General features: G+C 68.7%; 20 protein-coding genes. 6 read left to right on the top strand and 14 right to left on the bottom strand.

The features are described 5' to 3' along the window. Window positions 1–90: 90 nt before the first annotated feature. The gene (gene lgt / locus VED21_RS35325; RefSeq protein ID WP_324890605.1) at window positions 91–885 is read right to left on the bottom strand and encodes a prolipoprotein diacylglyceryl transferase; all 795 of its coding nucleotides are present in this window, start codon (window positions 883–885) and stop codon (window positions 91–93) included. A gap of 303 nt (window positions 886–1,188) precedes the next feature. Next, window positions 1,189–3,165: a methyl-accepting chemotaxis protein gene (locus VED21_RS35320; protein WP_324890604.1), complete on the bottom strand. Its 1,977-nt coding sequence runs from the start codon at window positions 3,163–3,165 to the stop codon at window positions 1,189–1,191. Between the two features lie 691 nt (window positions 3,166–3,856). On the opposite strand from VED21_RS35320, the gene VED21_RS35315 reads away from it, so the two are divergent. Then, entirely contained in the window at window positions 3,857–4,735 is an 879-nt protein-coding gene (locus VED21_RS35315; protein ID WP_324890603.1) for a calcium-binding protein, read from the top strand. On the opposite strand, the gene VED21_RS35310 is transcribed toward VED21_RS35315, so the two are convergent. Next, entirely contained in the window at window positions 4,726–5,616 is an 891-nt protein-coding gene (locus tag VED21_RS35310) for a LysR family transcriptional regulator ArgP (RefSeq protein ID WP_324890602.1), read from the bottom strand. The genes VED21_RS35315 and VED21_RS35310 overlap by 10 nt on opposite strands. 97 nt (window positions 5,617–5,713) lie before the next feature. Between VED21_RS35310 and VED21_RS35305 the strand changes: the two genes are divergently transcribed. Continuing rightward, window positions 5,714–6,337, top strand: a complete 624-nt coding sequence (locus tag VED21_RS35305) for a LysE/ArgO family amino acid transporter (RefSeq protein ID WP_324890601.1) — start codon at window positions 5,714–5,716, stop codon at window positions 6,335–6,337. A 71-nt stretch (window positions 6,338–6,408) separates the two neighbouring features. Here the strand turns inward: VED21_RS35305 and lepA are convergent, their stop codons facing one another. The 3 genes from lepA to VED21_RS35290 form a co-directional block, all read right to left on the bottom strand. Further along, complete coding sequence (gene lepA, locus VED21_RS35300) at window positions 6,409–8,211, bottom strand: translation elongation factor 4 (RefSeq protein WP_324890600.1); 1,803 nt, start codon at window positions 8,209–8,211, stop codon at window positions 6,409–6,411. 74 nt (window positions 8,212–8,285) lie between these two features. Beyond that, window positions 8,286–8,663 (bottom strand): helix-turn-helix domain-containing protein, encoded by a 378-nt coding sequence (locus VED21_RS35295; protein ID WP_324890599.1) that lies wholly within the window; start codon window positions 8,661–8,663, stop codon window positions 8,286–8,288. Next, the gene (locus VED21_RS35290) at window positions 8,660–9,058 is read right to left on the bottom strand and encodes a toxin-antitoxin system TumE family protein (protein WP_324890598.1); all 399 of its coding nucleotides are present in this window, start codon (window positions 9,056–9,058) and stop codon (window positions 8,660–8,662) included. The genes VED21_RS35295 and VED21_RS35290 overlap by 4 nt, the downstream gene beginning before the upstream one ends. A 194-nt stretch (window positions 9,059–9,252) precedes the next feature. On the opposite strand from VED21_RS35290, the gene VED21_RS35285 reads away from it, so the two are divergent. Next, window positions 9,253–10,746 carry a hypothetical protein gene (locus VED21_RS35285; RefSeq protein WP_324890597.1) on the top strand — a complete coding sequence of 498 codons (1,494 nt, stop codon included), beginning with the start codon at window positions 9,253–9,255 and terminating at the stop codon, window positions 10,744–10,746. On the opposite strand, the gene glgA is transcribed toward VED21_RS35285, so the two are convergent. After that, a complete protein-coding gene (gene glgA, locus VED21_RS35280) occupies window positions 10,730–12,202 on the bottom strand; it encodes a glycogen synthase GlgA (protein WP_324890596.1) in 1,473 nt (490 codons plus the stop codon). The genes VED21_RS35285 and glgA overlap by 17 nt on opposite strands. Before the next feature lie 4 nt (window positions 12,203–12,206). Beyond that, complete coding sequence (glgC, locus tag VED21_RS35275) at window positions 12,207–13,484, bottom strand: glucose-1-phosphate adenylyltransferase (protein ID WP_324890595.1); 1,278 nt, start codon at window positions 13,482–13,484, stop codon at window positions 12,207–12,209. Between the two features lie 504 nt (window positions 13,485–13,988). On the opposite strand from glgC, the gene VED21_RS35270 reads away from it, so the two are divergent. Next, window positions 13,989–15,323 carry an ammonium transporter gene (locus tag VED21_RS35270; protein ID WP_324890594.1) on the top strand — a complete coding sequence of 445 codons (1,335 nt, stop codon included), beginning with the start codon at window positions 13,989–13,991 and terminating at the stop codon, window positions 15,321–15,323. A gap of 131 nt (window positions 15,324–15,454) precedes the next feature. On the opposite strand, the gene VED21_RS35265 is transcribed toward VED21_RS35270, so the two are convergent. The 3 genes from VED21_RS35265 to VED21_RS35255 all read right to left on the bottom strand — a co-directional run bounded on the left by VED21_RS35265 (window position 15,455) and on the right by VED21_RS35255 (window position 18,784). Then, window positions 15,455–16,693, bottom strand: a complete 1,239-nt coding sequence (locus VED21_RS35265; protein WP_324890593.1) for a class I SAM-dependent methyltransferase — start codon at window positions 16,691–16,693, stop codon at window positions 15,455–15,457. Between the two features lie 53 nt (window positions 16,694–16,746). Further along, the gene (locus VED21_RS35260; protein WP_324890592.1) at window positions 16,747–17,598 is read right to left on the bottom strand and encodes an AraC family transcriptional regulator; all 852 of its coding nucleotides are present in this window, start codon (window positions 17,596–17,598) and stop codon (window positions 16,747–16,749) included. A 67-nt stretch (window positions 17,599–17,665) separates the two neighbouring features. Next, window positions 17,666–18,784 carry an asparaginase gene (locus VED21_RS35255; RefSeq protein ID WP_324890591.1) on the bottom strand — a complete coding sequence of 373 codons (1,119 nt, stop codon included), beginning with the start codon at window positions 18,782–18,784 and terminating at the stop codon, window positions 17,666–17,668. An 81-nt stretch (window positions 18,785–18,865) separates the two neighbouring features. On the opposite strand from VED21_RS35255, the gene VED21_RS35250 reads away from it, so the two are divergent. Continuing rightward, a complete protein-coding gene (locus tag VED21_RS35250) occupies window positions 18,866–19,456 on the top strand; it encodes an RNA methyltransferase (protein ID WP_324890590.1) in 591 nt (196 codons plus the stop codon). Window positions 19,457–19,474: 18 nt separating this feature from the next. On the opposite strand, the gene VED21_RS35245 is transcribed toward VED21_RS35250, so the two are convergent. The 3 genes from VED21_RS35245 to VED21_RS35235 all read right to left on the bottom strand — a co-directional run bounded on the left by VED21_RS35245 (window position 19,475) and on the right by VED21_RS35235 (window position 22,458). Continuing rightward, window positions 19,475–20,962, bottom strand: a complete 1,488-nt coding sequence (locus VED21_RS35245; protein WP_324890589.1) for a M10 family metallopeptidase — start codon at window positions 20,960–20,962, stop codon at window positions 19,475–19,477. Window positions 20,963–21,220: 258 nt separating this feature from the next. Beyond that, window positions 21,221–21,889 carry a ChrR family anti-sigma-E factor gene (locus VED21_RS35240; RefSeq protein ID WP_324890588.1) on the bottom strand — a complete coding sequence of 223 codons (669 nt, stop codon included), beginning with the start codon at window positions 21,887–21,889 and terminating at the stop codon, window positions 21,221–21,223. Beyond that, window positions 21,886–22,458 (bottom strand): sigma-70 family RNA polymerase sigma factor, encoded by a 573-nt coding sequence (locus tag VED21_RS35235; protein ID WP_324890624.1) that lies wholly within the window; start codon window positions 22,456–22,458, stop codon window positions 21,886–21,888. The genes VED21_RS35240 and VED21_RS35235 overlap by 4 nt, the downstream gene beginning before the upstream one ends. 257 nt (window positions 22,459–22,715) lie before the next feature. Here VED21_RS35235 and VED21_RS35230 point away from each other — a divergent pair. Continuing rightward, the coding region (locus VED21_RS35230; RefSeq protein WP_324890587.1) for an invasion associated locus B family protein at window positions 22,716–23,234 on the top strand (519 nt) is incomplete at its 3' end.

Raw genomic sequence — 23,234 nt, 5'->3', positions numbered from 1 at the left:
GATGCGGAGCGTGGTGTGCGTGGCGGCGCGGCTGCCCGAGGGGCCGGTGCCTGCTCCAGCGCTCCGGCGCGGGGGTCCGCGGACGCTGGTTCAGGCGCTTGCCCGCTTGGCGCGCAGGCGCCACGCCAGCAGCACAGCACCGGCGGCGGCCAGCAGCAGCGACAGCAGTTGCCCGTTGGTCAGCCCGCCGACGTCGCCCAGGTAGCCGGGGTCGGTCTCGCGGTAGACCTCGGTCCACGTGCGCAGCAGGCCGTAGACGATCATGGCGAAGGCGGCGCGGGCCCCGGCCGGGAAGCGCCGGGCCGGGAACAGCCAGACCAGCGCGAAGAGCAGCGGCCCTTCGGTCAGCGCCTGATAGATCTGCACGGGGTGGCGGGGCATCCAGTCGTGCACCGGGAAGATCACCGCCCACGGCACGTCGGCGACCTTGCCGACCATCTCCTGGTTGATGAAGTTGGCCATCCGGCCGAGGAACAGGCCGGGCGGTGCGGCCAGGACGATGGCGTCGAACAGGCGGGCGGGCGACACGCCGTTGCGCCGCGCCCACAGCACGGCGGCCAGCGCCAGCCCGATCATGCCGCCGTGGCTGGCCATGCCGCCCTTCCACACCATCAGGATTTCCAGCGGGTGCGCCAGGTAATGATCGGCGCGGTAGAAGACCACCTCGCCCAGTCGCCCGCCGACGATGACGCCCAGCACCGCCCAGGTGAGGAAGTCGCCGGGCTCGACGCCGTTCGGCAGCTTCGCCTCGCGGCGCATGACGGTTTCGAAGATCTTCAGGCCGATGATGAAGCCGACGAAGTAGGCCAGCCCGTACCAGCGGATCGCCAGCGGCCCCAGCGAGACCAGCACGGGGTCGATGGTGACGACGAAATGCTCCGGCACGGCTGGATCCTTACCTGGGTGGAATTGCTACGACTAGACTGGGCTGGCCTCAAGGCACCGCCCAAGCTACGCACCCGGCGCGGCGCGTCAAGGGTGCGGGTGGGCGATCCGCCGCGCCGCCGCAAATGCAACCGGATGCAACACCGTGAAACAGGAATCGGGTGGTGTGCACATTCGGGAGCCCCGTGCGGGAAGCCGTGCAGGCGCCCAAACGCGAAAGGCCCGGCGTGCGGATGCACGACGGGCCTTCAATGGATCGAAGCCTAGCGGATTCTAGGAATTCTGTCAAAGCCGCCGACGCACTCACGCCGCGCGGATGCCGGCGAGGAAGCGTTCGACCTCCTGGCGCAGGGCGGCGGACTGGCGGGTCAGTTCGTTGGCGGCGTCCAGCACGTGGTTGGCGGCGGCCCGCGTCTCGCGGGCGGACTGCGTGACCTGAACGATGTTGCTGGACACCTCCTCCGTCCCCTGGGCGGCCTGCTCCACGTTGCGGGCGATCTCGCTGGTGGCGGCCGACTGCTCGTCGACGGTGCCGGCGATGGTGGCGGTGCTGTCGTTGATCGAGCCGATGGTGCGCCCGATGTCCTGAATGGCAGCCACGGCGCCACCCGTCACCTGCTGCATCGCCGCGACCTGGGCGGAGATCTCCTCGGTCGCCTTGCTGGTCTGGTTGGCGAGGTTCTTCACCTCGCTGGCCACCACGGCGAAGCCCTTGCCCATCTCTCCGGCGCGGGCGGCCTCGATGGTGGCGTTGAGCGCCAGCAGGTTGGTCTGGCTGGCGATCTTGTTGATCAGGCTGACCACGTCGCCGATCTTCTGCGCCGCTTCCGACAGGCCGTTGACGGTGACGTTCGTCTCGTCCGCCTCGCGCACGGCCTGGCCGGCGATGGCGCTGGACTGCTTGACCGCGCTGGAGATGGCCTGGAGCGTCGCGGCCATCTGCCGGCTGGCGGCGGCCACGGTCTGCACGTTGAGCGACGTCTGCTGGGCGGCGGCGGCGGAGGCGGCGACCCGGCCGTTGGTCTGTTCGGCGGTGGAGGCCATGCCCTGGGCCGTGCTGTCCAGCTTGCGGGCGGCGGCGGCCACCGTATCCAGGATCTGCACCACGCTGGCCTCGAAGGACTGGACGAGGCGGCCGACGGTGGCGGCGCGCTGCTCCTTGGCGGCCTGTTCCCGGCTCTGTTCGGCGGCGAGGCGCTGCGCCTCCTCCTTTTCGGCCACCAGCTTGGCGTGCGATTCGTTGAAGTGGGTCTGCACCTGGACGGCGGCGCGCCGGAAGACGACGGTGATGCCGGCGCCGACCACGACGATGCACAGCACGGCGGCGGCGATGAGCATCCAGAAGCCGCGCGCGGCGTCGGTCACGTCGACGGTGGCCACCAGCCGGGCCACGTCCTTTCCGGCGGCGTCGTAGAAGGGCAGCATGGAGACGCGCAGCGTGCGGCCGTCCAGGCTGACGCGCTGGTGCACCGCTTCGCGGCTGGCCACCGCCTCCTCCAGCTGCGGGCGCAGCGTGTCGAGGGGCAGCCTGCGGTCGTTGCCGCTGACCAGCGCGTGGGTGGCGAACTGGTCCCAGTTCACCGCGCGGCCGGCCGCCTTGGCGTTGGCCTCCCACGCCTCGCGCTTCAGCACGGCCTTGGCGACGAGGGCGTCCAGGTCGATGCGGGAGGCCTTCTTGATGTCGGCCAGCACGTGGTCGATCTCCTCGCCGAACTCGACGTAGCCGATCAGCGTGCCGGCGTGCTTCCACGGCAGGACGACGCGCAGGGTGAACAGGCCGGACGCGCCCATTTCCACGCCGGCTGCCTGGACGCCGGACTGCTGCGCCTTCAGCATGGTCGTGCGCTCGACCACGTCGCCGTGTTGGGGCGGGTTGTGGACGCGGACGAAGTTCTTGCGCTCGGGCGAGTGGATGTAGAAGTGCGTGATGGAGTAGGCCGCCTTCAGATCGGCGAATAGGGGGGCTGCCAGCTTCACCACCGCGTCGCGGTCGCCGGCGACGTAGGCCTCGCGCAGGGGCGTCACCTCCATGACGGTGCGCGCGGCGGCGGCCAGCTTGTCCGTCTCGGCCTTCAGGCCCTGGGCGATCACGAGCCCGAGGTGGTCGGTGAAGGTCCGCTCCTCGGTCTGGCGTTCGGATACGGCCTGCCAGCTGATGCCGAACACGGCCAGAATGCCGATCACAAGAATGGACGCAAACAACGGCAGCAATATTTGCCGCGTCAGGTGGGTGTTGTCGTCGCTTTCCTGCCGTCCGAACACCAGTGCCAGCATCGCCATCTTCCCTTTCCCGTTTCCGTCACGTGCAGAAGCCGATGTGTTTAGTAGGCAATGTCTCGGACCCGCGAATTCAATAGCGTGCGATGAGCGTCGTTTAAAAATCGACATACGCGTGAAAAAATCGAAGCATAGAGAGCGTACAACGGTGCCTGGCTATATAATTAGATGGCTAATGATAAAGGGATTTGCGCAAGTCTCCTGTGACATCCGACACCGTCCGCTTGGTACCGCCATGCCGCGTGAGCGTTTTTGCTTGAGTTTGACTGTGGTGTGATTTTCACGTCATAGGTGCCGACGTAATCGCACCTTGTCATCAGACATTTTGTCGCAGGCCGGACGTACCCTTATAAGACGTGTTTTGCTTCGCGGATCCGATCGGGCCGAGAGGACGCGCCGGCTTCTTCAGCCGAAACGTGGAGCCGGCTCCGCAGTGGCCGCGGATGCGCGGAGAAATTGTAATTTCGCAGCACTTCAACCGTCTGCTGCATCAGTGACAACGGGTCACAGGAAAAGTGGCCGAACCGGGTATATCATGTTCGCGACTTTCGGCCATTTACGGGTGGAGGATGTCGTGAACATCTACGTAAGCAACGGCGGCTTCGCCACTTCGCTCATCTCGCAGACGGAAAGAACCATTACATACGAAGGTTCTCTTCGTGCCGGATACGTTTATAAAATTTCCGCGACCGGTGTGGACGGCAGCGGCGGAACACTGGTCAACCCGACGTTGACGGCCATCGGCAGCACGGGCGCCACCGGTTCGGCCAACGACGACTACAACGGTACGCACGATTCCACGATCAATCTGTACGTTCCCACCGCCGGGACTTACCTGTTCCAGGTGTCGAGCGCCGACGCCTCGGCCTATGGCAGCGTGACGCTGACGCTGAGCAGCCCGATGCCGCTGAACGCCCCCACCGGCACCGGAGGCAACGACCTGATGACCGGCGGTACGGGATACGACAGCCTTGTCGGCGGGCTGGGCGCCGACACGCTGTCGGGCAACTATGGCGACGACAGCCTGTACGGCGGCGCGGGCAACGACGTCCTGTACGGCAACTTCGGTTCCGACTTCCTGTACGGCGAGGCGGGCATCGACACGCTGTTCGGCGGGCAGGGCGGCGACACCCTGTACGGCGGTGACGCCGGCGACGAGATGTACGGCAACATGGCCACCGACATCATGTTCGGCGGCACCGGCAACGACACGCTGTTCGGCGGCCAGGGCGACGACGTGGTGTACGGCGACGATCCGGAGAGCGACCCGGTCGGCCACGACGTGCTGGCCGGCAACCTGGGCAACGACACGCTGAACGGTGGCCGCGGCGACGACGTCCTGACCGGCGGGGCCGGGTCTGACACCTTCGTGTTCAAACCGGGCTTCGCGTCCGACATGGTCATGGACTTCCGCGCCAGCGAGGGCGACCGGATCATGCTGGCCGACCGGGTCGGCTACACCATCGGCAGTTCGGCCACCGGCGACGCCGTCATCGACCTGGGCGGCGACATGCTGACGCTGAAGGGCATCACCGCCAGCCAGGTCTCGGCCGACTGGTTCGTCTACGGGTAGGGCTGCACCAGCACGCCGCGCGCCACGCGGCGCGCCGCGGCGGTGAGCGCCGCCAGGGTGCGGCTGGCGATGCGGCTGCGCTGCCAGAACAGCGGCACGTCGAGCGGCCGGTCCGGCATCAGCGCCACCAGCCGCCCGGCGCGCAGGTGATCGGCCACCAGCACCTCCGGGTTCATGCCCCAGCCGAGGCCGGCCAGGGCCGCGTCGACGAAGGCCTGCGAGGCGGGCAGCCAGTGGGTGGGCGGCGTCGCCTCCGTGCCTAGCGCGTGGTGCAGCCACTGCGCCTGCAGCCGGTCCTTGCTGTTGAAGGTCAGGCAGGGGGCGCGGGCGATCATCTCGCCGTTCGGCCCGTCGGGGAAGTGGCGGCGGACGAAGGCGGGGCTGGCCGTGGCGATGTAGCGCAAGGCACCCAGGGGCGAGCTGTCGCAGCCCTGCACCGGCTTGGCGTGGGCGGTGACGGCGGCCAGCACCTCGCCCCGGCGCAGCCAGTCGGCGCTGTGGTCCTGGTCGTCGAGGACGAGGTCGAACAGGCAGTCCGGCACCTCCGCCATGGCGGCGACGAACCATGTCGCGAGGCTGTCGGCGTTCACCGCGACGCGCAGCGTCACCGGCGTGGCGGCGGGCTCCAGGCCCGGCAGGTCGCGGTGCAGCTCGCTCTCCAGCAGCGCCACGCGCTCGGCGTGCTGGCACAGGCGCTGGCCGGCCGGGGTGCCGGTGCAGGGCTGACCGCGCACCACCAGCACCGTGCCCACCCGCTCCTCCAGCAGCTTCACGCGCTGGGACACGGCGGAGGGGGTGACGTGCAACTGCTGCGCCGCGCGCTCGAAGCTGCCGGTGCGGATGACGGCCGCCAGCGCGGCGAGCAGGGCATAGTCCAACATGGATTAGCAACGCTGAATCGAGTCAAGGATCTTTAACGATGCTAATCCAGGTGGGCGTGGTAGCGGAAGCGGACCCGAACATGAAAAGGGGCCGCCCATGCTGTCCGCCATGCCGTTTGCCGTGCCGTCCGCCTTCGCCTCCGGCCTGTTCCTGGGGCTGGGCCTGATCGTCGCCATCGGCGCGCAGAACGCCTTCGTCCTGCGCCAGGGACTGCGCGGGGAGCACGTGCTGTGGGTGTGCCTCGCCTGCGCGCTGTCGGACGCGGCGCTGATCGCCGCGGGCGTGTCGGGCTTCGCCGAGGCCAGCGCCCGCGCGCCGTGGCTGGAGGCGGCGACGCGCTGGGGCGGGGCGGCGTTCCTGTTCGCGTACGGTCTGCGCAGCTTCCGCGCGGCGGTGGCGTCGGGCGCGGCGCTGCGCCCGGCGGAGGCGGTGCCGGCCGGCCTGGGCGCCACGCTGGCGGCGTGTCTGGCGCTGACGTGGCTGAATCCGCACGTCTACCTGGACACGGTGGTGCTGATCGGGTCGGTGTCCACACAGTTCGCGGGGGCGAAGGGCGCCTTCGCGCTGGGGGCGGTGACGGCGTCCTTCGCGTTCTTCTTCGCGCTGGGCTACGGCGCCCGCCTGCTGCGCCCGGTGTTCGCCCGGCCGGCCACGTGGCGCGCGCTGGAGGCGGCCATCGGCGGCGTCATGTGGACGATCGCGGGGATGCTGGTGGTGTGAACGGCGGATTGCAGGTTGGCGCCCGTTGGAGCGAAGGGGCCGGCGGCCCCTTCGCTCCGCGCCGGCGGTCCTTACTCGTCGCCCATCTTCAGCGCGGCGATGAAGGCGCTCTGCGGGATTTCGACCTGGCCGAACTGGCGCATGCGCTTCTTGCCTTCCTTCTGCTTGTCCAGCAGCTTGCGCTTGCGGCTGATGTCGCCGCCGTAGCACTTGGCGGTCACGTCCTTGCGCATCGCGCTGATGCTCTCGCGGGCGATGATCTTGCCGCCGATGGCGGCCTGCACGGCGATCTTGAAAAGCTGGCGCGGGATCAGCTCCTTCAGGCGCTCGCAGAGCTGGCGGCCGCGACGCTCGGCCTGGGAGCGGTGGACGATCATCGACAACGCGTCCACCACCTCGGCGTTCACCAGGATCGACATCTTCACGAGGTCGCCTTCCTCGTACCCGTCCATCTGGTAGTCGAAGCTGGCGTAGCCGCGGCTGATCGACTTCAGGCGGTCGTAGAAGTCGAACACCACCTCGTTCAGCGGCAGGCGGTAGACCAGCATGGCGCGGCTGCCGGCGTAGGTCAGTTCGATCTGCTGGCCGCGCCGCTCGGTGCACAGCTGGAGGACGCCGCCCAGGTACTCGTCGGGCAGCATGATGGTGGCCTTGATCCACGGCTCCTCGATGTGATCGATCTTCATCACGTCGGGCATGTCCGCCGGGTTGTGCAGTTCCTGCACCTTGCCGTTGGTCATGTGCAGCTTATAGACCACCGACGGCGCGGTGGTGATCAGATCCAGGTTGAACTCGCGCTCCAGGCGCTCCTGGATGATCTCCAGGTGCAGCAGGCCCAGGAAGCCGCAGCGGAAGCCGAAGCCCAGCGCGGCGGACGTTTCGGCTTCGTAATGGAAGCTGGCATCGTTCAGCTTCAGCTTGCCCAGGCTGTCGCGCAGGCGTTCGAAGTCGGCGGCGTCCACCGGGAACAGGCCGCACCACACCACGGGGATGGAGGGCTTGAAGCCGGCCAGCGGCTCGGCCGCGGGCTTGCGCTCCTCGGTGATGGTGTCGCCGACCTTGGTCTGCGTGATGTCCTTGATGGCCGCCGTGATGAAGCCCATCTCGCCCGGCCCCAGCTCGCCGGTCAGCAGCGCCTTGGGCGTGAACACGCCGACGCGGTCCACGTCGTGGGCGCTGCCCGTGGCCATGAAGCGGACCTTCTGGCCGACCTTCAGCTTGCCGTCCACCACGCGCACCAGGATGACGACGCCCAGGTACGGGTCGTACCAGGAATCCACCAGCAGCGCCTTCAGCTCGCTGTCCGCGTTGCCCTTGGGCGCCGGCAGTCGCTGCACGACGGCCTCCAGCACGGCGTCGACGTTCAGGCCGGACTTGGCGGAGATCTCGACGGCGTCGGAGGCGTCCAGGCCGATGACGTCCTCGATCTGCTGCTTGACGCGGTCGGGCTCGGCCGCCGGCAGGTCGATCTTGTTGAGGACGGGGATGATCTCGTGGTTGTTGTCGAGCGCCTGATAGACATTGGCGAGCGTCTGCGCCTCCACGCCCTGGGAGGCGTCGACCACCAGGATCGAGCCCTCGCAGGCGGCCAGCGAGCGCGATACCTCGTAGGCGAAGTCGACGTGGCCCGGGGTGTCCATCAGGTTCAGCGTGTACTGCTGCCCGTCCTTGGCCTTGTAGAGCAGGCGGACGGTCTGCGCCTTGATGGTGATGCCGCGCTCGCGCTCGATGTCCATGCTGTCGAGCACCTGCTCGCGCATTTCGCGGGCGTCCAGGCCGCCGCACAGCTGGATCAGCCGGTCGGCCAGCGTCGACTTGCCATGGTCGATGTGCGCGATGATGGAGAAATTGCGGATGTGCGAGAGGTCGGTCATCGGAACCCGGGAGCGCTGAAATGTGCCCGGAACATAGGGCGTACGGGGGTTTGACGCAATGAGGAAGGGGGGGATCAAGCCACGTCCAGCCGGTCGTCGTCGGCACAGGGGTCGATCTCGATGCGGATGCGGCGCACGGCCAGCGCCGGCACGCGGCGGCGATCCTCCGTGCGCAGGGTGACGAGGCCGGCCGCCGCCAGCTTGTCCAGCGTGCGGGTGACGTTCGACGGCGCGCGGCCGGTGAGCCGGGCGAGGTCGGCAACGGATTGCGGCCGGCCGTCGCGGATGGTCGCCAGCAGGCGCCGGTTTTCCGGCGTCAGCAATCGCGTCAGCGCCTCCACGGAGTTGCAGGTGGTGGTGCCGGCGTAGTCGGGCGCGGCGCGCTCGCCCCGCGCCACGGCGCGCATGTCCGCCTCCAGCCGATCCAGGCCGATGATCTTGACCGCCGTCATCGCGATGCCTCCTCCACGTCAACCACCGTGAGCGCCAGCCCCCGTTCCCCGAGCACGCGGCGCACCTCCCCAAAGAAATCGGCCACCAGCCGCTCGGCGTTCATGAAATGGTATGGGCGGCCCGGATCGTCCTCGGTGCGGTGCCAATGATCGGTGGCTGCCACCCTTTGGGAGAACCGCGATCCGGCGGGGGCCACCCCGTGCGCGTTGTCGAACCCGATCAGCCGCTTCCCCGTCTCGTCGTGCAAGGTGAAGGAATAGCGCAGACCGTGCGGCCTTTCGGTCGTCGCCGCCGCTCGTTTGATCTCGAACTTCAGCCAGAAACCGCCCTCCAGGCGATGGACCTGCCCGTCGAAGGCCAGCAGGAACTCCAACGTGTGCTCGGCATCGCTCAACGCGAACTCCGTCCGGCGGGCGGGGGCTGACCGGGCGTATCCTATCATCACAGGATAGCATCGGGAAGGGTGCCGTTCCCCGGAGGCGATGGCACGCTGACGGGTGGCGAGTCGTGGTATAGCACCTTCGGATGGTGTGGCGCGGGGTGGATGGGTACACTGGCGCGGGAATGAACTGTCTTGCGGTTGCCGTCATGCGCTGGGTGTCCACACCGGAATCGGTCAACAAGGGTGAGGCTTCGGCGCTCGCGATGGCGGAAACCGTCCTGGCCGTTGCCGCCTATTGGGGAATCGCCTGGGCCTTCGACACCCACGTCCATCTTCTCGTCAGCATCCTGGTCGCCCCCCTGCTGCTGCTGCGCTCGCCCGAGTCGACAAAGCTCGGCGTCGAGTTGTTCGAGGCGTATTGGAGTGACGAAACCAAGATTACCCGGTATGGCACGCCGAAGCGGTTTTGGCTGATGGTTCTGCTGAGCGGCGGGAGCGCGGCGGCGGTTGCTTTCGGCTTGTCCACCCTGTGGTTGCCGGAGATTTCTGGCCCGCCCCTGTTCTGGCGTGCGCTAGTAACCGGCCTCGTCACCGTCTATGGAGCGATAGCGGTAGGAATCACAATAGGGGCAGCGGTAGAGGGATGGGAGGCAGAATCGGAAGTGGTAGCGGAAGCGGTAGCGGTTCTGGCAGCGGTGGTGGGAGCCGGAGCAGGAGCGGGAGTGGCGGCGGGAGCGGTTGCGGTGGCGGGATTGGCGGCGGGAGTGGCGGCAGGAGTGGTGATGGGAGCGGGGGTAGTAGTGGTAGCGAATTGGGGAAATGTATTTGGGGTATTAACTTTATTGGTGCTTGTGCCGTATGCTTCTTTTGGTATGTGGATGCGATCATTGGCAGTCCGCGTTACGGCTACTCTTCGCCACATTATATCAGGCTTGCGGAGCTTCCACAGGAATTGGCAGCATACGATTGTTGCAGTCGATTTCACTCGTCCGCCAGAATTGGTGCCTGGCGCCTCATTTTCTGGTAAAATACTAACATTTGAGGCTGCTATTAATCGATTTAGGAAGACAAAGAACTTTGTTGAAATTTGCGGTTTCGTTGTCGTGGCTCCTATATTATTTATGCCAGCGCTGCTCTACCGTTGGAGCTTGAAATCAACGTTCTGGTTTTATTTCCCTTTGGCCTATCTCGCGTGGCCGCACGCGGAATCCAAGGAGCGTGACCGTGTGTGGGTCAGCCTTCTCCATCGCGGGCGCATGGAGGATTTCAGCCGGGTCGCGGCGGCTTTGGTCGTCGTAAGCGTCGTCATCAGCACGTTTCTCTGGTCCGACTGGGCTGCGCTTCGCAACGCCTTCCCCCAGGCTCCGACGCTGATGTACCTGCTGGCCTTCGACTTGCGCAATCTTGCGCCCTGGCAGTGGGGCGGGGTTGCAAGCGCGGCTCTCACCGCATTCGTCTGGGGCTTCAGCGAAAAGGCCCACCGGTCCTATGAACTGACCGGCGCCGCCGACCGCAATGACCTCACGATCCTGCGTCTGGTCACCCGGCTGCGAACCATCGTAACCTTGGCGACCCTGGGCGTGAGCCTCGGCTACGCGGTGCTGGCGCTGAAGGGGATCGACCCCAACCAGCTTCCGGGCTGGCTGTCCTTCGCCAAGTGGCTGTACGGCCCCTACCTGCCCATCACCCCTCCGCCGTAATCCCCCGGTACAGCTCCAGGTATTCCTGCGCCGGGCGGTCCCAGCCGAGGTCGCGGGTCATGGCGCGGTGGCGCATGGCGTCCCACTGGTCGGGACGGCGGTACACCGCCAAGGCGCGGCGCAGCGTGAACAGCAGCTCCTGCGCGGTGCAGTTCACGAACTTGAAGCCGGTGGCGGCACCGTCGTAGAGCGCGGCGGGTGTGGCGTCGATGATGGTGTCGGCCAAGCCGCCGGTGCGGCGGACCAGGGGCAGGGTGCCGTACTTCAGGCCGTACATCTGCGTCAGGCCGCAGGGTTCGGAGCGCGACGGCACCAGGATGATGTCGCCGCCGGCCTGCAGGCGGTGCGACAGCCCCTCGTCATAGCCGATGCGCACGCCGACCTTGCCCGGGAACCAGTCGGCGAGGTGGCGGAAGCCGGCCTCGATGCCCGGTTCGCCGGTGCCCAGCACGGCCAGCTGGCCGCCCATCGCCGCCCATTGCCCGGCCACCTCCAGCACCAGGTCCAGGCCCTTGTGCCAGGTCAGGCGGCTGATCACCACGGCCAGCGGCGCGTCGGCGCGGCGCTCCAGGCCGAAGGCCAGCTGCAGCTCGGTCTTGCAGTCGGCCTTGCCGGCCATGTGGTCGGGGTCGTAGTTGGTGGCGATGTGCGTGTCGGTGCGCGGGTCCCAGATGCCGTAGTCGACGCCGTTCAGGATGCCGCGCAGATCGTCGACACGCGCCGCCAGCAGGCCCTGCAGGCCCATGCCCTGGTCGTCGGTCTGGATCTCGTGCGCGTAGGTCTGGCTGACCGTGGTGATGCGGTCGGCGTAGTAGCAGCCGGCCTTCAGCATGCCGAGGCCGCCGTAGTACTCCACCCCGTCCACGGAATAGCAGGACGACGGCAGCTTCAGCTCGCCCAGCAGATGGGCGCCGAAGTGGCCCTGGTAGGCGATGTTGTGGATGGTCACCACCGTGCCCGGCCGGTAGGGGCCGGCGAAGCGGTCGGGGCGGGTCTTCAGGTAGGCGGGCACCAGCCCCGTCTGCCAGTCGTGCGCGTGGATGACGTCGGGGCGCCACCACGGGTCATAGGGCTCGGGCGCGGCGAAGCCGGCCGCCGCCCAGGAGAGTGCCGCGAAGCGCTGGGCGTTGTCCGGCCAGTCCTTGCCGTTCGGCCCCGTGTAAGGATTGCCCGGGCGCAGGTAGAGTGCCGGCGCGTCCAGCGCGTAGGCCAGCGTGCCGTCCGGCATGCGCCCCACCACCAGCCGCGCGCGCTCCGTGCCCGGCAGGTCGGTGATGAGGTCGCCCACCTCGTGGATGTTCGACAGCCCCTCCAGCACCGCCGGGTAGCCCGGCAGCAGCAGGCGCACGTCGACGCCGGCCTGGATCAAGGCTGCGGGCAGGGCGGCGCTGACGTCGGCCAGCCCGCCGGTCTTGACCAGCGGAAAGCACTCCGGCGTGACGAAGAGGACGCGCATCGGCTTACTTCGCCTCTTCGATCGTGAGGCGGTCGATCATCTCGCGGGTGATCAGGCACACGCCGTTCTCGGTGCGGTAGAAGCGCCGGGCGTCCGCCTCCGGATCCTCGCCCACCACCAGCCCTTCGGGGATCTCGACGCCGCGGTCGATGACCACCTTGGACAGGCGGCAGTGGCGGCCGATGTCGACCTCCGGCAGGACCACGCACTCGTTCAGTTCGCTGTAGGAGTTGACGCGCACCGAGCTGAACAGCAGCGACTGCCGCACCACCGAGCCGGAGATGATGCAGCCGCCCGACACCAGGCTGTCCACGGCCATGCCGCGCCGGTCCTCGTCGTCGAAGACGAACTTGGCCGGGGGCAGCTGCTCCTGGTAGGTGAAGATCGGCCAGTCGCGGTCGTACATGTTCAGCGCCGGGGTGACGCGGGTGAGGTCGATGTTGGCCTCCCAGTACGCGTCGAGCGTACCGACGTCGCGCCAGTAGGGCTCGTCGCCCGGCGTCTGCAGGATGCAGGATTCGGCGAAGTCGTGCGCCATCACGCGGGCGCGCGGGACGAGGTAGGGGATGATGTCCTTGCCGAAGTCGCGGGACGAGCCGGGCTCGTTGAAGTCGCGCTCCAGATGCTCGTACAGGAACTCGGCGTTGAAGACGTAGACGCCCATGCTGGCCAGTGATCGGTCGGGCCGGCCGGGGATGGCAGGCGGGTCGGACGGCTTCTCGATGAAGTCGACGACGCGGTGCGTCTCGTCGATGTGCATGACGCCGAAGCCGGTCGCCTGCTCGCGCGGCACGTCGATGCAGGCCACCGTCAGGTCGGCCTTCTTGGCGATGTGGTCCAGCAGCAGCGCGCCGTAGTCCATCTTGTAGATGTGGTCGCCGGCCAGGATCAGGATGTACTCCGGCTCGTGCGCGCGGATGATGTCCAGGTTCTGGTACACGGCGTCGGCCGTGCCCTGGTACCACGCCGTCTCGCTGATGCGCTGCTGGGCGGGCAGCAGGTCGACGAACTCGTTCATCTCGCCGCGCAGGAAGCCCCAGCCGCGCTGGAGGTGGCGCAGCAGGCTGTGCGACTTGTACTGCGTCAGCACGCCGATGCGGCGGAAGCCGGAGTTGATGCAGTTCGACAGGGCGAAGTCGATGATGCGGAACTTGCCGCCGAAATAGACGGCCGGCTTGGCGCGGCGGTCGGTCAGCTGCTTCAGGCGGCTGCCGCGCCCGCCGGCAAGCACCAGCGCCACCGCGCGCCGCGGCGCCAATCGCAGATCCCGTTTGTCGAGCATGGTCAGGACGCTCTCCCTTCCTTATCAGGCTTTGCTTTTTTGGCCGTCCCCACGTACGGCGCCGGCCACGGGCCAGCGCAGACGTGACGGTGCCATAAAACGCGGGGCCGGGCCATAGGCGGTGCGCCGCAGCCCCCGGGGAACGGCCGGCGCGGGAAGAGGCGCAGGCATGTGCACAAAATTTAGACAGAGCCCGCGTGAGAGGCGCCGACAACCCTCCCCAAACGGTGAATTGCCTCCTCCGATAAGGGAATCCGCCGCATAGGCCGCGCGGCCGAGCCTGAATTCTGCACATTCCTTGTGCAAATGGGGCCCGAGACTCGGGGTGTGGGCACCTGAGGTGGTGTGCAGGCACCGGCACAACCTGACCGATTCCGGGGCATTCGGGCTTGGCACGGGATTTGTAAGAGATGGGTCCAGCTGGCCCCGCCCGCCACCTGATCCGGGAAAATCCGGAGGGGGACCGAACCGGGCCGGAGCGATTTTGGAGAGAGAGGAGCCTCGATGAGCCGTCTGCCCCTTCTTGCTGCACCGATAATGGCGGTGACTCTGGGCTTGGCCGGTCTGCCTGGCGAAGCCCTTGCCCAGGATGCGGCCGCCGCCGCTGCCGCCGCCGCTGCCGTCCCCGCGCCGACGCTGAGCGCCGGTGACACCGCGTGGATGATCACCGCCACCGCGCTGGTCCTGTTCATGACCATCCCCGGCCTCGCGCTGTTCTACGGCGGCATGGTCCGCAAGATGAACGTGCTGGCCACCGTGATGCAGAGCTTCGCGATCTGCTGCCTGGCCAGCATCCTGTGGATGGTGATCGGCTACAGCATCGCCTTCACCGAGGGCACGCCCTTCTTCGGCAGCCTCGACAAGATGTTCCTGGCCGGCATCGGCAAGGACACCCTGTCGGGCGTGATCCCGGAGACGGTGTTCGTCGTCTTCCAGATGACCTTCGCCATCATCACCCCGGCCCTGATGGCCGGCGCCTTCGCCGACCGCATGAAGTTCTCCTCCATGCTGATCTTCATCGGCCTGTGGTCGGTGCTGATCTACGCCCCGATCACCCACTGGGTGTGGGGTCCGGGCGGCTACCTGCTGAAGGACGGCGTGCTCGACTACGCCGGCGGCACGGTGGTGCACATCAACTCGGGCGTGGCCGGCCTCGTCGCCGCCGTGATCATCGGCAAGCGCAAGGGCTATCCCGAGCAGAACTTCATGCCGCACAACCTGGTGCTGTCGCTGATCGGCGCCTCGATGCTGTGGGTCGGCTGGTTCGGCTTCAACGCGGGTTCGGCCCTGGCCGCCGACGGCCGTGCGGGCATGGCCATGCTGGTCACGCAGGTCGCCGCCGCCACCGCCGGCATGGCGTGGATGTTCGCCGAATGGATGGCCAAGGGTAAGCCCTCGGTCCTGGGCATCATCTCGGGTGCGGTGGCCGGCCTCGTCGCCATCACCCCGGCTTCGGGCTTCGTCGGTCCGATGGGTGCGCTGGCCATCGGCGCGGTCGCCGGCGTGGTCTGCTTCTGGGCCGCCACCAGCCTGAAGAAGATGCTGGGCTACGACGACTCGCTGGACGCCTTCGGCGTGCACGGCATCGGCGGCATCATCGGCGCGATCCTGACCGGCGTATTCGCCCAGGAAGCCATCGGCGGCACCGCCGGCCTGCTGGAAGGCAACGCCGGTCAGGTGTGGACGCAGATCTACGGCATCGCCGCCACCATCGTGTACTCGGCGATCGGCACGGCCGTGCTGCTGAAGGTGGTGGACGTGATCATGGGCCTGCGCGTCGACGAGGACGTGGAGCGCGACGGCCTGGACCTCGCCCTGCACGGCGAGACCATCCACTAAGCACTGAGCACAGCGTTTCGGTCCCCTCCCATCCTGGACCAAAACCTGCCGCCGCCGGGGGCACCCGGCGGCGGTTTCTTTTTGTGCAAGGGGGCGACGTTGGGTTGAGCGAAGCGAGAACCCAACGTTTGTCAACCCTCCGGCCGCCGCAGGTACATCTTCCCGATGCCGTTCAGCGCGGCGAAGAGCTGGTCGAACTGCGCCTTGAACGTCTCCCAGGCGATGGTGCTCCCCGTCGCCTGCTCGATCTGGCGGTGGAGGTCGGCCAGCGAGGTGCGGCCGTCGATGCGGGCCAGCATCGGGCCGGCAAGGCGCGGCAAGGGCAGGGGCACGACGGAACCGGCCAGCTCCGCCTCCAGCGTGCCGCCGGGGGGCAGGGCCTTGGCGATGGCGGGGCCGTCGAAGTCGCGCAGCACCGGCACCACCTCCGGCCCGTCCGGGCGGGCGACGGCGCCCGCCGCGTCCTCCGCGCGGGCCATGTAGGCGATGTGCTTGCTCATGCTGCCGCACACCTGCTCGGCCCAGGCGGCGCGCTCCAGCCAGGGCAGGCCGTCGAGGCGCTTCAGCAGGCGCGGATCCTTCACCCACATGGCGGGGTCGTAGCGTGCCGGCTCGATCAGCGCGGTGATCGCCATGCCGGCGCTGGCCGCCAGATCGGCCAGTTCCGGCACCGTGTAGGGGCGGTCGCAGGAGTGCAGCAGCAGGTCGTACAGGTTGGCGTCGGCGCCCTGGTGGTCGGTGACGAAGGGGTTGCGCTTGATCCAGTTGGTGGGCGGCAGGTGGGCGATCAGCCGGCGGGCCAGCGCCACCTTCTCCTGCGGGTTCAGCCCGTCGGTCATGGCGCGCAGCGCGGCCTGCAGCGGGTAGACGCCGGTGCGGCCCAGCGGCGCGTAGACCATCATGCCGAGGCCCCCGCCCGGCTTCAGCGCGCCGGCCAGCGAGCGCAGCCCGGCCGGCGGGTCGTCCAGATGGTGCAACACGCCGCAGCAGTCGATGTAGTCGAACGGCCCCAGCCCACCCAGTTCCAGCAGCGAGCCGCGCAGGAAGCGGACGTTGGTCAGTCCGCGCGCCTTCGCTCGCGCCTCGGCGATGGCGCGCGAGGCGTCGGACAGGTCCAAATAGGTGACGGTGCCCGGGTTGCCGGTGTCGGCCAGCTGCTGGGCGATCATGATGGTGCCGTCGCCGGTGCCGCCGCCGGCCACCAGCACCTCCAGCGGCCGGGCATGGTCCAGACGGCCGGCGAAGACGTAGTGGTTGACCTCGTCCAGGTGGCTGGGCGAGCCGGTGATCAGCCGCTTCTTCTCGTCCGCCGGATCACGCGCCGGGTAGGGGTAGGCTTCGTACTGGGCACGCAGGTCGTCGATGCTCATGCGGGAGGCTCGCGGTTGGGCCGGGATTCGGTCGGCCCAACCTACTTTGCCGCTTACGCCAAGGGAATGCGGATCTCCGTCAGCCATTCCTCCGGCGGCAGGGTGCGGCAGTCGTTCAGGTACTCCTCCACCGCCGGGCGGTCGGCGGGGACGAAGCCGCTCGCCGGGAACCAGTCGCGGTACAGGCGACGGTAGCTGCGGTGCAGCTCGGCGTACGGGCCCTTGTGCAGCAGCACGGCGTGGCGGCCGCCGGGGATCTCGCGGATGTACACGTCGCCCTCGCCCTCCACCTCCGGTCCGACTGCGAGGCACGCCTCGGAGCGCAGCTCGGCCGCCGGCACCGTGTCGGGGTCGTCGTAGGCGACGCCGAAGGCGCGCGTGTTCGGCCCCAGCAGGCCGCGCCCGGCCGCCCAGGCGGACAGGCGGGCGAAGGCGGTGCCGATCTCCATGTAGGGGCCGCGGTGGGCGATGGCGGCCACGCGGATGGGTTCGAGGTCGCGGACGGTGACGTCGTTCATGGAGTCCTCCGTTTCGTCGATGGTTGGTGCCGGGGGAGCCAGGCTGCCGCGCGTCCGGTAGGCCGCGGGCGGGCTGCCGTAGGCCTGCCGGAAGGCGCGGGTGAACGCCTCCACGCTGCCGTAGCCGGCCCGCCGGGCGATCGCCGTTACTTCGCTGCTGCTGCGCACCAGTTCCCCCGCCGCGCGGTGCAGGCGCAGCCGGCGCAGCGTGTCCGCCGCCGTCTCGCCGGTGAAGGCCCGGTAGATGCGGTGGAAATGGTAGGGGGAGAAGCAGGCCACCTCGGCAAGCCGCGCGAGGTCGAGCGGCTCGTCCAGGTGGGTGCCGATGTGCTCGACCACGCGGTCGATGCGGCGGCTGTAGTCGAGGATGGTGGCGGGCTTGGTCATGGTTCCTCCGGTCCCGCCACCCTAGCCGCAGGGCGTTTGATCGCGCTTGCGAACCTTGACCTTATCCTTACCTGGAGGCGGCCCATCCCCGGGCCGGGCGGACCTCGCCCACGCGGGTGCCGGCGCGGTTGGTGATCGGTTCGGCCAGCAGTTCCGGCACCGTGGCCCACTGCGCCTCGGTCAGCGCGTCGGCGGCGCGCAGCAGGGCGGCCAGCGCCACCTCGCGGGCGCGGCCGGCGCCGTCCTCCACCTTCAGGGCGATGCCGACACCCTGCTCCGGCAGCACGGCGCAGCCCACGCCCTCGGCCCCGCCCTTCACCAGCACGGCGCCGCCGGCCGCCGTCATCAGCTTGGTGTCGAAGGTGCCGGTGCCGCCGATCAGCAGCGGGTGCCGGCCCCAGGCGTCGCGGATGCGCGTCACCGCCTCCGCCCGGCGGTCGGGCAGGTCGTGCGGGTCGGCGATGCGGGCCATGGCGTAGGCCAGCGCGCCCAGCGGAATGGCAATGGTGGGGATCGAGCAGCCGTCGACGCCCCAGGGGGCGTTCGAGAGGTCCTGCGCGGTCATCTGCTCCAGCACGCCCAGGATGCGCTGCTGCACCGGGTGGTCGTAGCGGACGTAGCCCTTCAGCGGCTCGCCCTTATGCCGGGCCGTGGTCAGGAAGCCGGCGTGCTTGCCCGAGCAGTTGTTGTGGAAGGCGGTCGGCGCCTCGCCGAGGCGGAGCAGCGCGTGCGCCGTCGCCTCGTGGTAGGGCAGGTGGGCGCCGCATTCATAGTCGTCGACGGTGCAGCCGATGCGCGCGATCCAGCGCGCCGCCAGATCGGTGTGCACCGGCTCCCCGCTGTGGGAGGAGCAGGCGAGCGCCAGCTCTTCCGTGCCCAGGCCGAAGGCGTCTAGCGCGCCGGTCTCCACCAGCGGGATCGCCTGCAGCGCCTTGATGGCGGAACGCGCGAACACCGGCCGGTCGGCGTCGCCCCAGCGCGCCAGAACCCGGCCGTGCGCGTCGACGATGACGGCGTGGGCGCGGTGCAGCGATTCCACCGTGCCGCCGCGCGTCACTTCCACCGCGATGGCGGCGTCGGCCGGGCCGGACAGGTCGGCGCGGCCCTCGGCCGGACCCGCGCCGTGGTGGTCGTGGTGATGGTGGTGGTGGCCGCCGCAGCAGCCCTGCTCGTGATTCTGGCTCATGGCTGAGAACTTGCCTCCGGAACGCCGCCGGGGCAAGGTGCGCGCCTCTCGGACAGGTCAGTTTTGTCGGAACGGTCAGCCATGCGTGGATATTTCGCCATCGGGGTCGAGCGGATCAGCAAGCCGGGCAACGTCGGCAACCTGATGCGCACCGCCCATGCCTTCGGCGCGTCCTTCTTCTTCGCCATCGATCCGGCGCCGGACGTGCGGGAGATGGGGTACGTCGACACCTCCGGCGCGCCGGAGCACCTGCCGTTCTACATCCATGACGGTGTCGATGCGCTGACCCTGCCCAGGGACTGCACGCTGGTCGGCGTCGAGCTGACCGAGGACGCGGTCGAGCTGCCGAGTTTCCGCCACCCGCTGCGCGCCGCCTACGTCCTGGGGCCGGAGCGCGGCAGCCTGTCGCCGGAATTGCAGGAGCGCTGCGACTTCATCGTGAAGATCCCGATGAAGTTCTGCGTGAACGTCGGTGTGGCCGGGGCGCTGGTCATGTACGACCGCATGGTCTGCCTGGGCCGCTTCGCCGAGCGCCCCGTGCGCCCCGGCGGCCCGGTCGAGGGGCCGCCGCAGCACGTGCACGGCAAGCAGAAGATCCGCAACCGCGCCGACCGCCGCCGCCGCGCCGCCACCCACACCCGCGGCGACGCGATGGACAGCGAACCGGCCTGACCGGTCAGGCCCGGCCGGTTACGTGGTGAACCAGCCGGCGGTCACCTGCGTGGCGCTGACGCCGGTCAGCGTCACCGTGGCGCCGGTGCTGAACGTGACCAGCGCGCCGCCGCTGGCGGCGCTCACCGCATAGGTCACGCCGGCCGAGAGCGCGAGGCGGTCGCCCTCGGCAAAGTCGAAGTCGGCCACCGCGTCGTTGCCGTTGGCGACGAAGCGGTCGGCCCCGGCGCCGCCGGTCATGGTGTCGTCGCCCAGATTGCCGGCGATGAAGTCGTTGCCCTGGCCGCCGAACAGCTGGTCGTTGCCCTGCCCGCCGAAGATGGAATCGTCGCCGGCCTCGCCGTAGACGATGTCGCTCATCATGTTGCCGTACAGCTGGTCGGCGCCGACGCTGCCGAACACCAGATCGCCGCCCTGGCCGCCGAACAGGATGTCGTCGCCGGCCTCGCCGTACAGCACGTCGCTGTCGAAGTTGCCGTACAGCTGGTCGTTGCCGTTGCCGCCCCACGCCGTGTCGCTGCCGGCCCCGCCGAACACCACGTTGTCGGCGTCGTTGCCGACGATGGCGTCGTTGCCGGAGCCGGTGGTGGCGTTCTCGATCAGCGAGCGCGTGTCGCCGTTGTGCAGGTAGGCGTTGGCGACGTTGCCGCGCGCCACCACCGACGGGTCGGCGTTGTTCAGGTTGGCCAGCTGGCTGGAGGACAGGGTGGTCCACTGGCCGGGAACCAGGCTGACGCTGACGCTGGTGGTGTAGGCCGACAGGTCGTAGGTGTCGATGCCGCCGCCGTCCCACACCGTCTCCAGCACCTTCGCGGTCGCCGGCGACCAGGTGTAGGTGGTGTTGCCGGCGTTGTAGCCGTAGTTGGCGCCGTACAGCTGCTGGATGGCGGCGATGTCGTTCATCATCGGCGCCGACGGGTAGCTGCCCTCGGCGATGACGTAGCCGCCGCTGACGGACGCGCCGAGGTACGAGCGGTAGCTCATGATCGAGGTCTCGACCGAATCCAGGCTGGGGTCCAGCTGGCCGCCTCCGCCGGTGTCGTGCGGGTGCTTCAGGCCCAGCGCGTGGCCGATCTCGTGCGGCATGGTCGAGTAGTTGTCGGTGCCGGGGATCCAGCTCGTGCCCTGGTGCTGCGGCCCCATCCAGGCGTCGCCGCCGGTCGGATCGTTGGATGGGAAATAAGCCTCGGCCGTGGGCGGCACGCTGGAATTGGCGAAGCGCAGGTCGGCGACGGTGCCGGGCTCGCTCACCTCGACGAAGGTCAGGTTGGTGACGTTGGCCCAGGCCTGGAGCGAGGCCTTGATGGCGGCGATCTGGCCGTCGTTGACCGCCGAGAAGCCCTGGTACGGGTGCTGCGTGTCGGCACCGCCGTAGCCGGTCCAGGACGATGCGGCGGTCGGGAAGCCGTACGTCAGCGTGGTGGTCGCCCACTTCGATCCGCTGAGCAGATTGTCGATGGCAATGTTGCCGGTGTAGGTGTCCAAGTTCGCCGACTGAGCCGCCATTGTGATCCCCCGGTGTGCATCCTGCACCGGACTACGCGGCGCACTGACGCGGCGGTTTCCGATGCTCCGTTCCGTGCGCATGCGAGCGAGCGTATGCGCTTTGGAGTAGTTGGAGCAGAGCAACGGCGGGAGGGCAAGCTCTTCCAACACCGCACGGGTACATCCTGTGCGTGTAGGAGGTGGATGTCACAAGGTGTGGTAGTCGATCGCAGCCGGGCGCATAGAGCCAGGCTGCGGTGCCTCATCAGCCAGGGGGCATCACAGGGTGACGAAGGGGTCGATCAGGCGGCCCAGAGGACCGGTCAGGCGCAGTCGGCCAAGCGTGACCGACAGGCACAGGCAGCCCTCGGGATCGGCGACCGGCTTGTGGTCGACGCTGTCGTCGCCGATCGCCACGTCGCCACGCAGGAAATGGCCGAGGGAGTCGCTGAAGCCGCCGGCCAGGATCACCGCCAGTTCCATGCCCTCGTGGCTGTGCCGCGGTGCCGCGGCGCCGCCGCGCATGCGGACCAACCGGGCGGACCCGCCGCTCAACGGCAGGTCGACGATCTGGATGCCCGGCAGCTTGGTGCGCCAGCGCAGCCGCTCCACGTCGCCGACATAGCGGCGCAGCGGCTGCGGCAGCAGCGGCGTGCCGTTCGCCCGGTCCTCGTTCCGGTGGCGCAACGATGCATTCCGGGTGGGCATTGGATCGGCGGCCTCGTCCAGACGGGCGAACACGGCGTCGCGGCAGCAGGCGCTGACCGGATCCGGCTCCAGCTCCTCCAGCAGGGCGCCGCCGACGGTCTCCAGTTCCGCCACGGCGTGGCGGCAGCCCGGGCACAGCGCCATGTGCGTGGCCAGCACCAGCGCCGCCGGCTCCGGCAGGCAGCCGCCGGCGTAGTCCATCAGCAGCGCATCGCCGGGATGATGGGTTGGCAGGCTCATGACGGCTCTCGCAGCGCGCGGCGGAGGCGGTCGAGCGCCAGACGGAGGCGGGACTTGACGGTGCCGAGCGGGATGCCTCGCTCGGTCGAGATGACGCTGTGCGGCATGTCCTCGAAATAAGCCAGTTTCAGCAGGTCGGCCTGCTCCGGCGGCAGCTCCTTGAGCGCCGCGCGCAGCCGGCGGTTGGTCTGGTCCGTGGCGACGCGCACGTCGGCGGCTTCGACCGGGTCCGGCACCAGGGCCGGGTCGTCCGGGTCGATCTCCGGCCGCTGTTCGCGGCGCAGCGCGTCGACCCGCTTGTTGCGGGCGATGGTGAACACCCAGGTGCCGGCGGAGGCCTGCGCCGGGTCGAACGTCTCGGCGCGGCGCCACACCAGCAGCATCACCTCCTGAACCAGCTCTTCCGCCTGCGCGCCGTCGCAGCCCAGGCGGCGCAGGTACGCCTTCAGCCGCGGCGCGAAGTGGTCGAACAGCGCGGCGAAGGCTGCCCGGTCGCGGTCGCGCCCCACCGCGAGCAGCAGTTCGTCGAGCGAGGCCGCCTCCGCGGCCGGTGGTGGTGGGTCCTGCATAAGGGCATTGAAGGCGAAGGCGCGCGCCCGCACAAGCCGCAACTGCTTTGCAGGCCATGAAATATCGGGTGGTGCAGGTTGCGCGGCGCAGCTTCGTCTCATGCCCGATGTTACGCAGGGCGTGCAGGATCGGATCACCGGCCGGTGCAAAAACGAATGATCGGACACCGCAAATATGATTCACGCCGCCCCCTTCAAACCGGCGGCGATTTCGGATAGTGTCTCGGCACCCTCAACCATTTCGCACCCGCAAAACGATGTTGCAAAACCGCACCATTCGCGGCGCCGCCGCTTCCGCCGCGCTGGCTCTGACGCTCGCCGTCCTGCCGGCCGCCGCCTCCGCGGCCGAGCCGAAGGTGCTGGGCACCTTCAAGGACTGGAACGCCTTCGCCTTCGACGAGGGCGGGCACAAGGTCTGCTACATGTCCAGCCAGCCGAAGAAGAAGGAGCCGGCGGCGGCCAAGCGCGGCAACATCTATGTGCTGGTCACGCACCGCCCGGGCGAGAAGACCTTCGACGTGGTCAGCTTCATCGTCGGCTACGGCATGAAGAAGGACGGCGACACGACGGTGGACGTGAACGGCAAGAGCTTCAAGCTGTTCGCCGACAACGAGACCGCCTGGGCCCGCGACGCCGAAACCGACAAGGCCATCGTCGCCGCCATGCGCGAGGGCAGGGGCAAGCCGTTGGTCATGAAGGCGGTGTCGGGGCGAGGCACCAAGACCACCGACACCTACAGCCTCGACGGCATCGCCGAAGCCTACAAGGCGATCAAC

Origin of the sequence: Azospirillum sp. (assembly GCF_035627195.1) — a bacterium.
In the GTDB taxonomy this organism is placed as follows: Bacteria; Pseudomonadota; Alphaproteobacteria; order Azospirillales; family Azospirillaceae; genus Azospirillum.
Note: the sequence above shows the minus strand (reverse complement) of the source record. Positions and strands in the feature narration are given on the sequence as shown.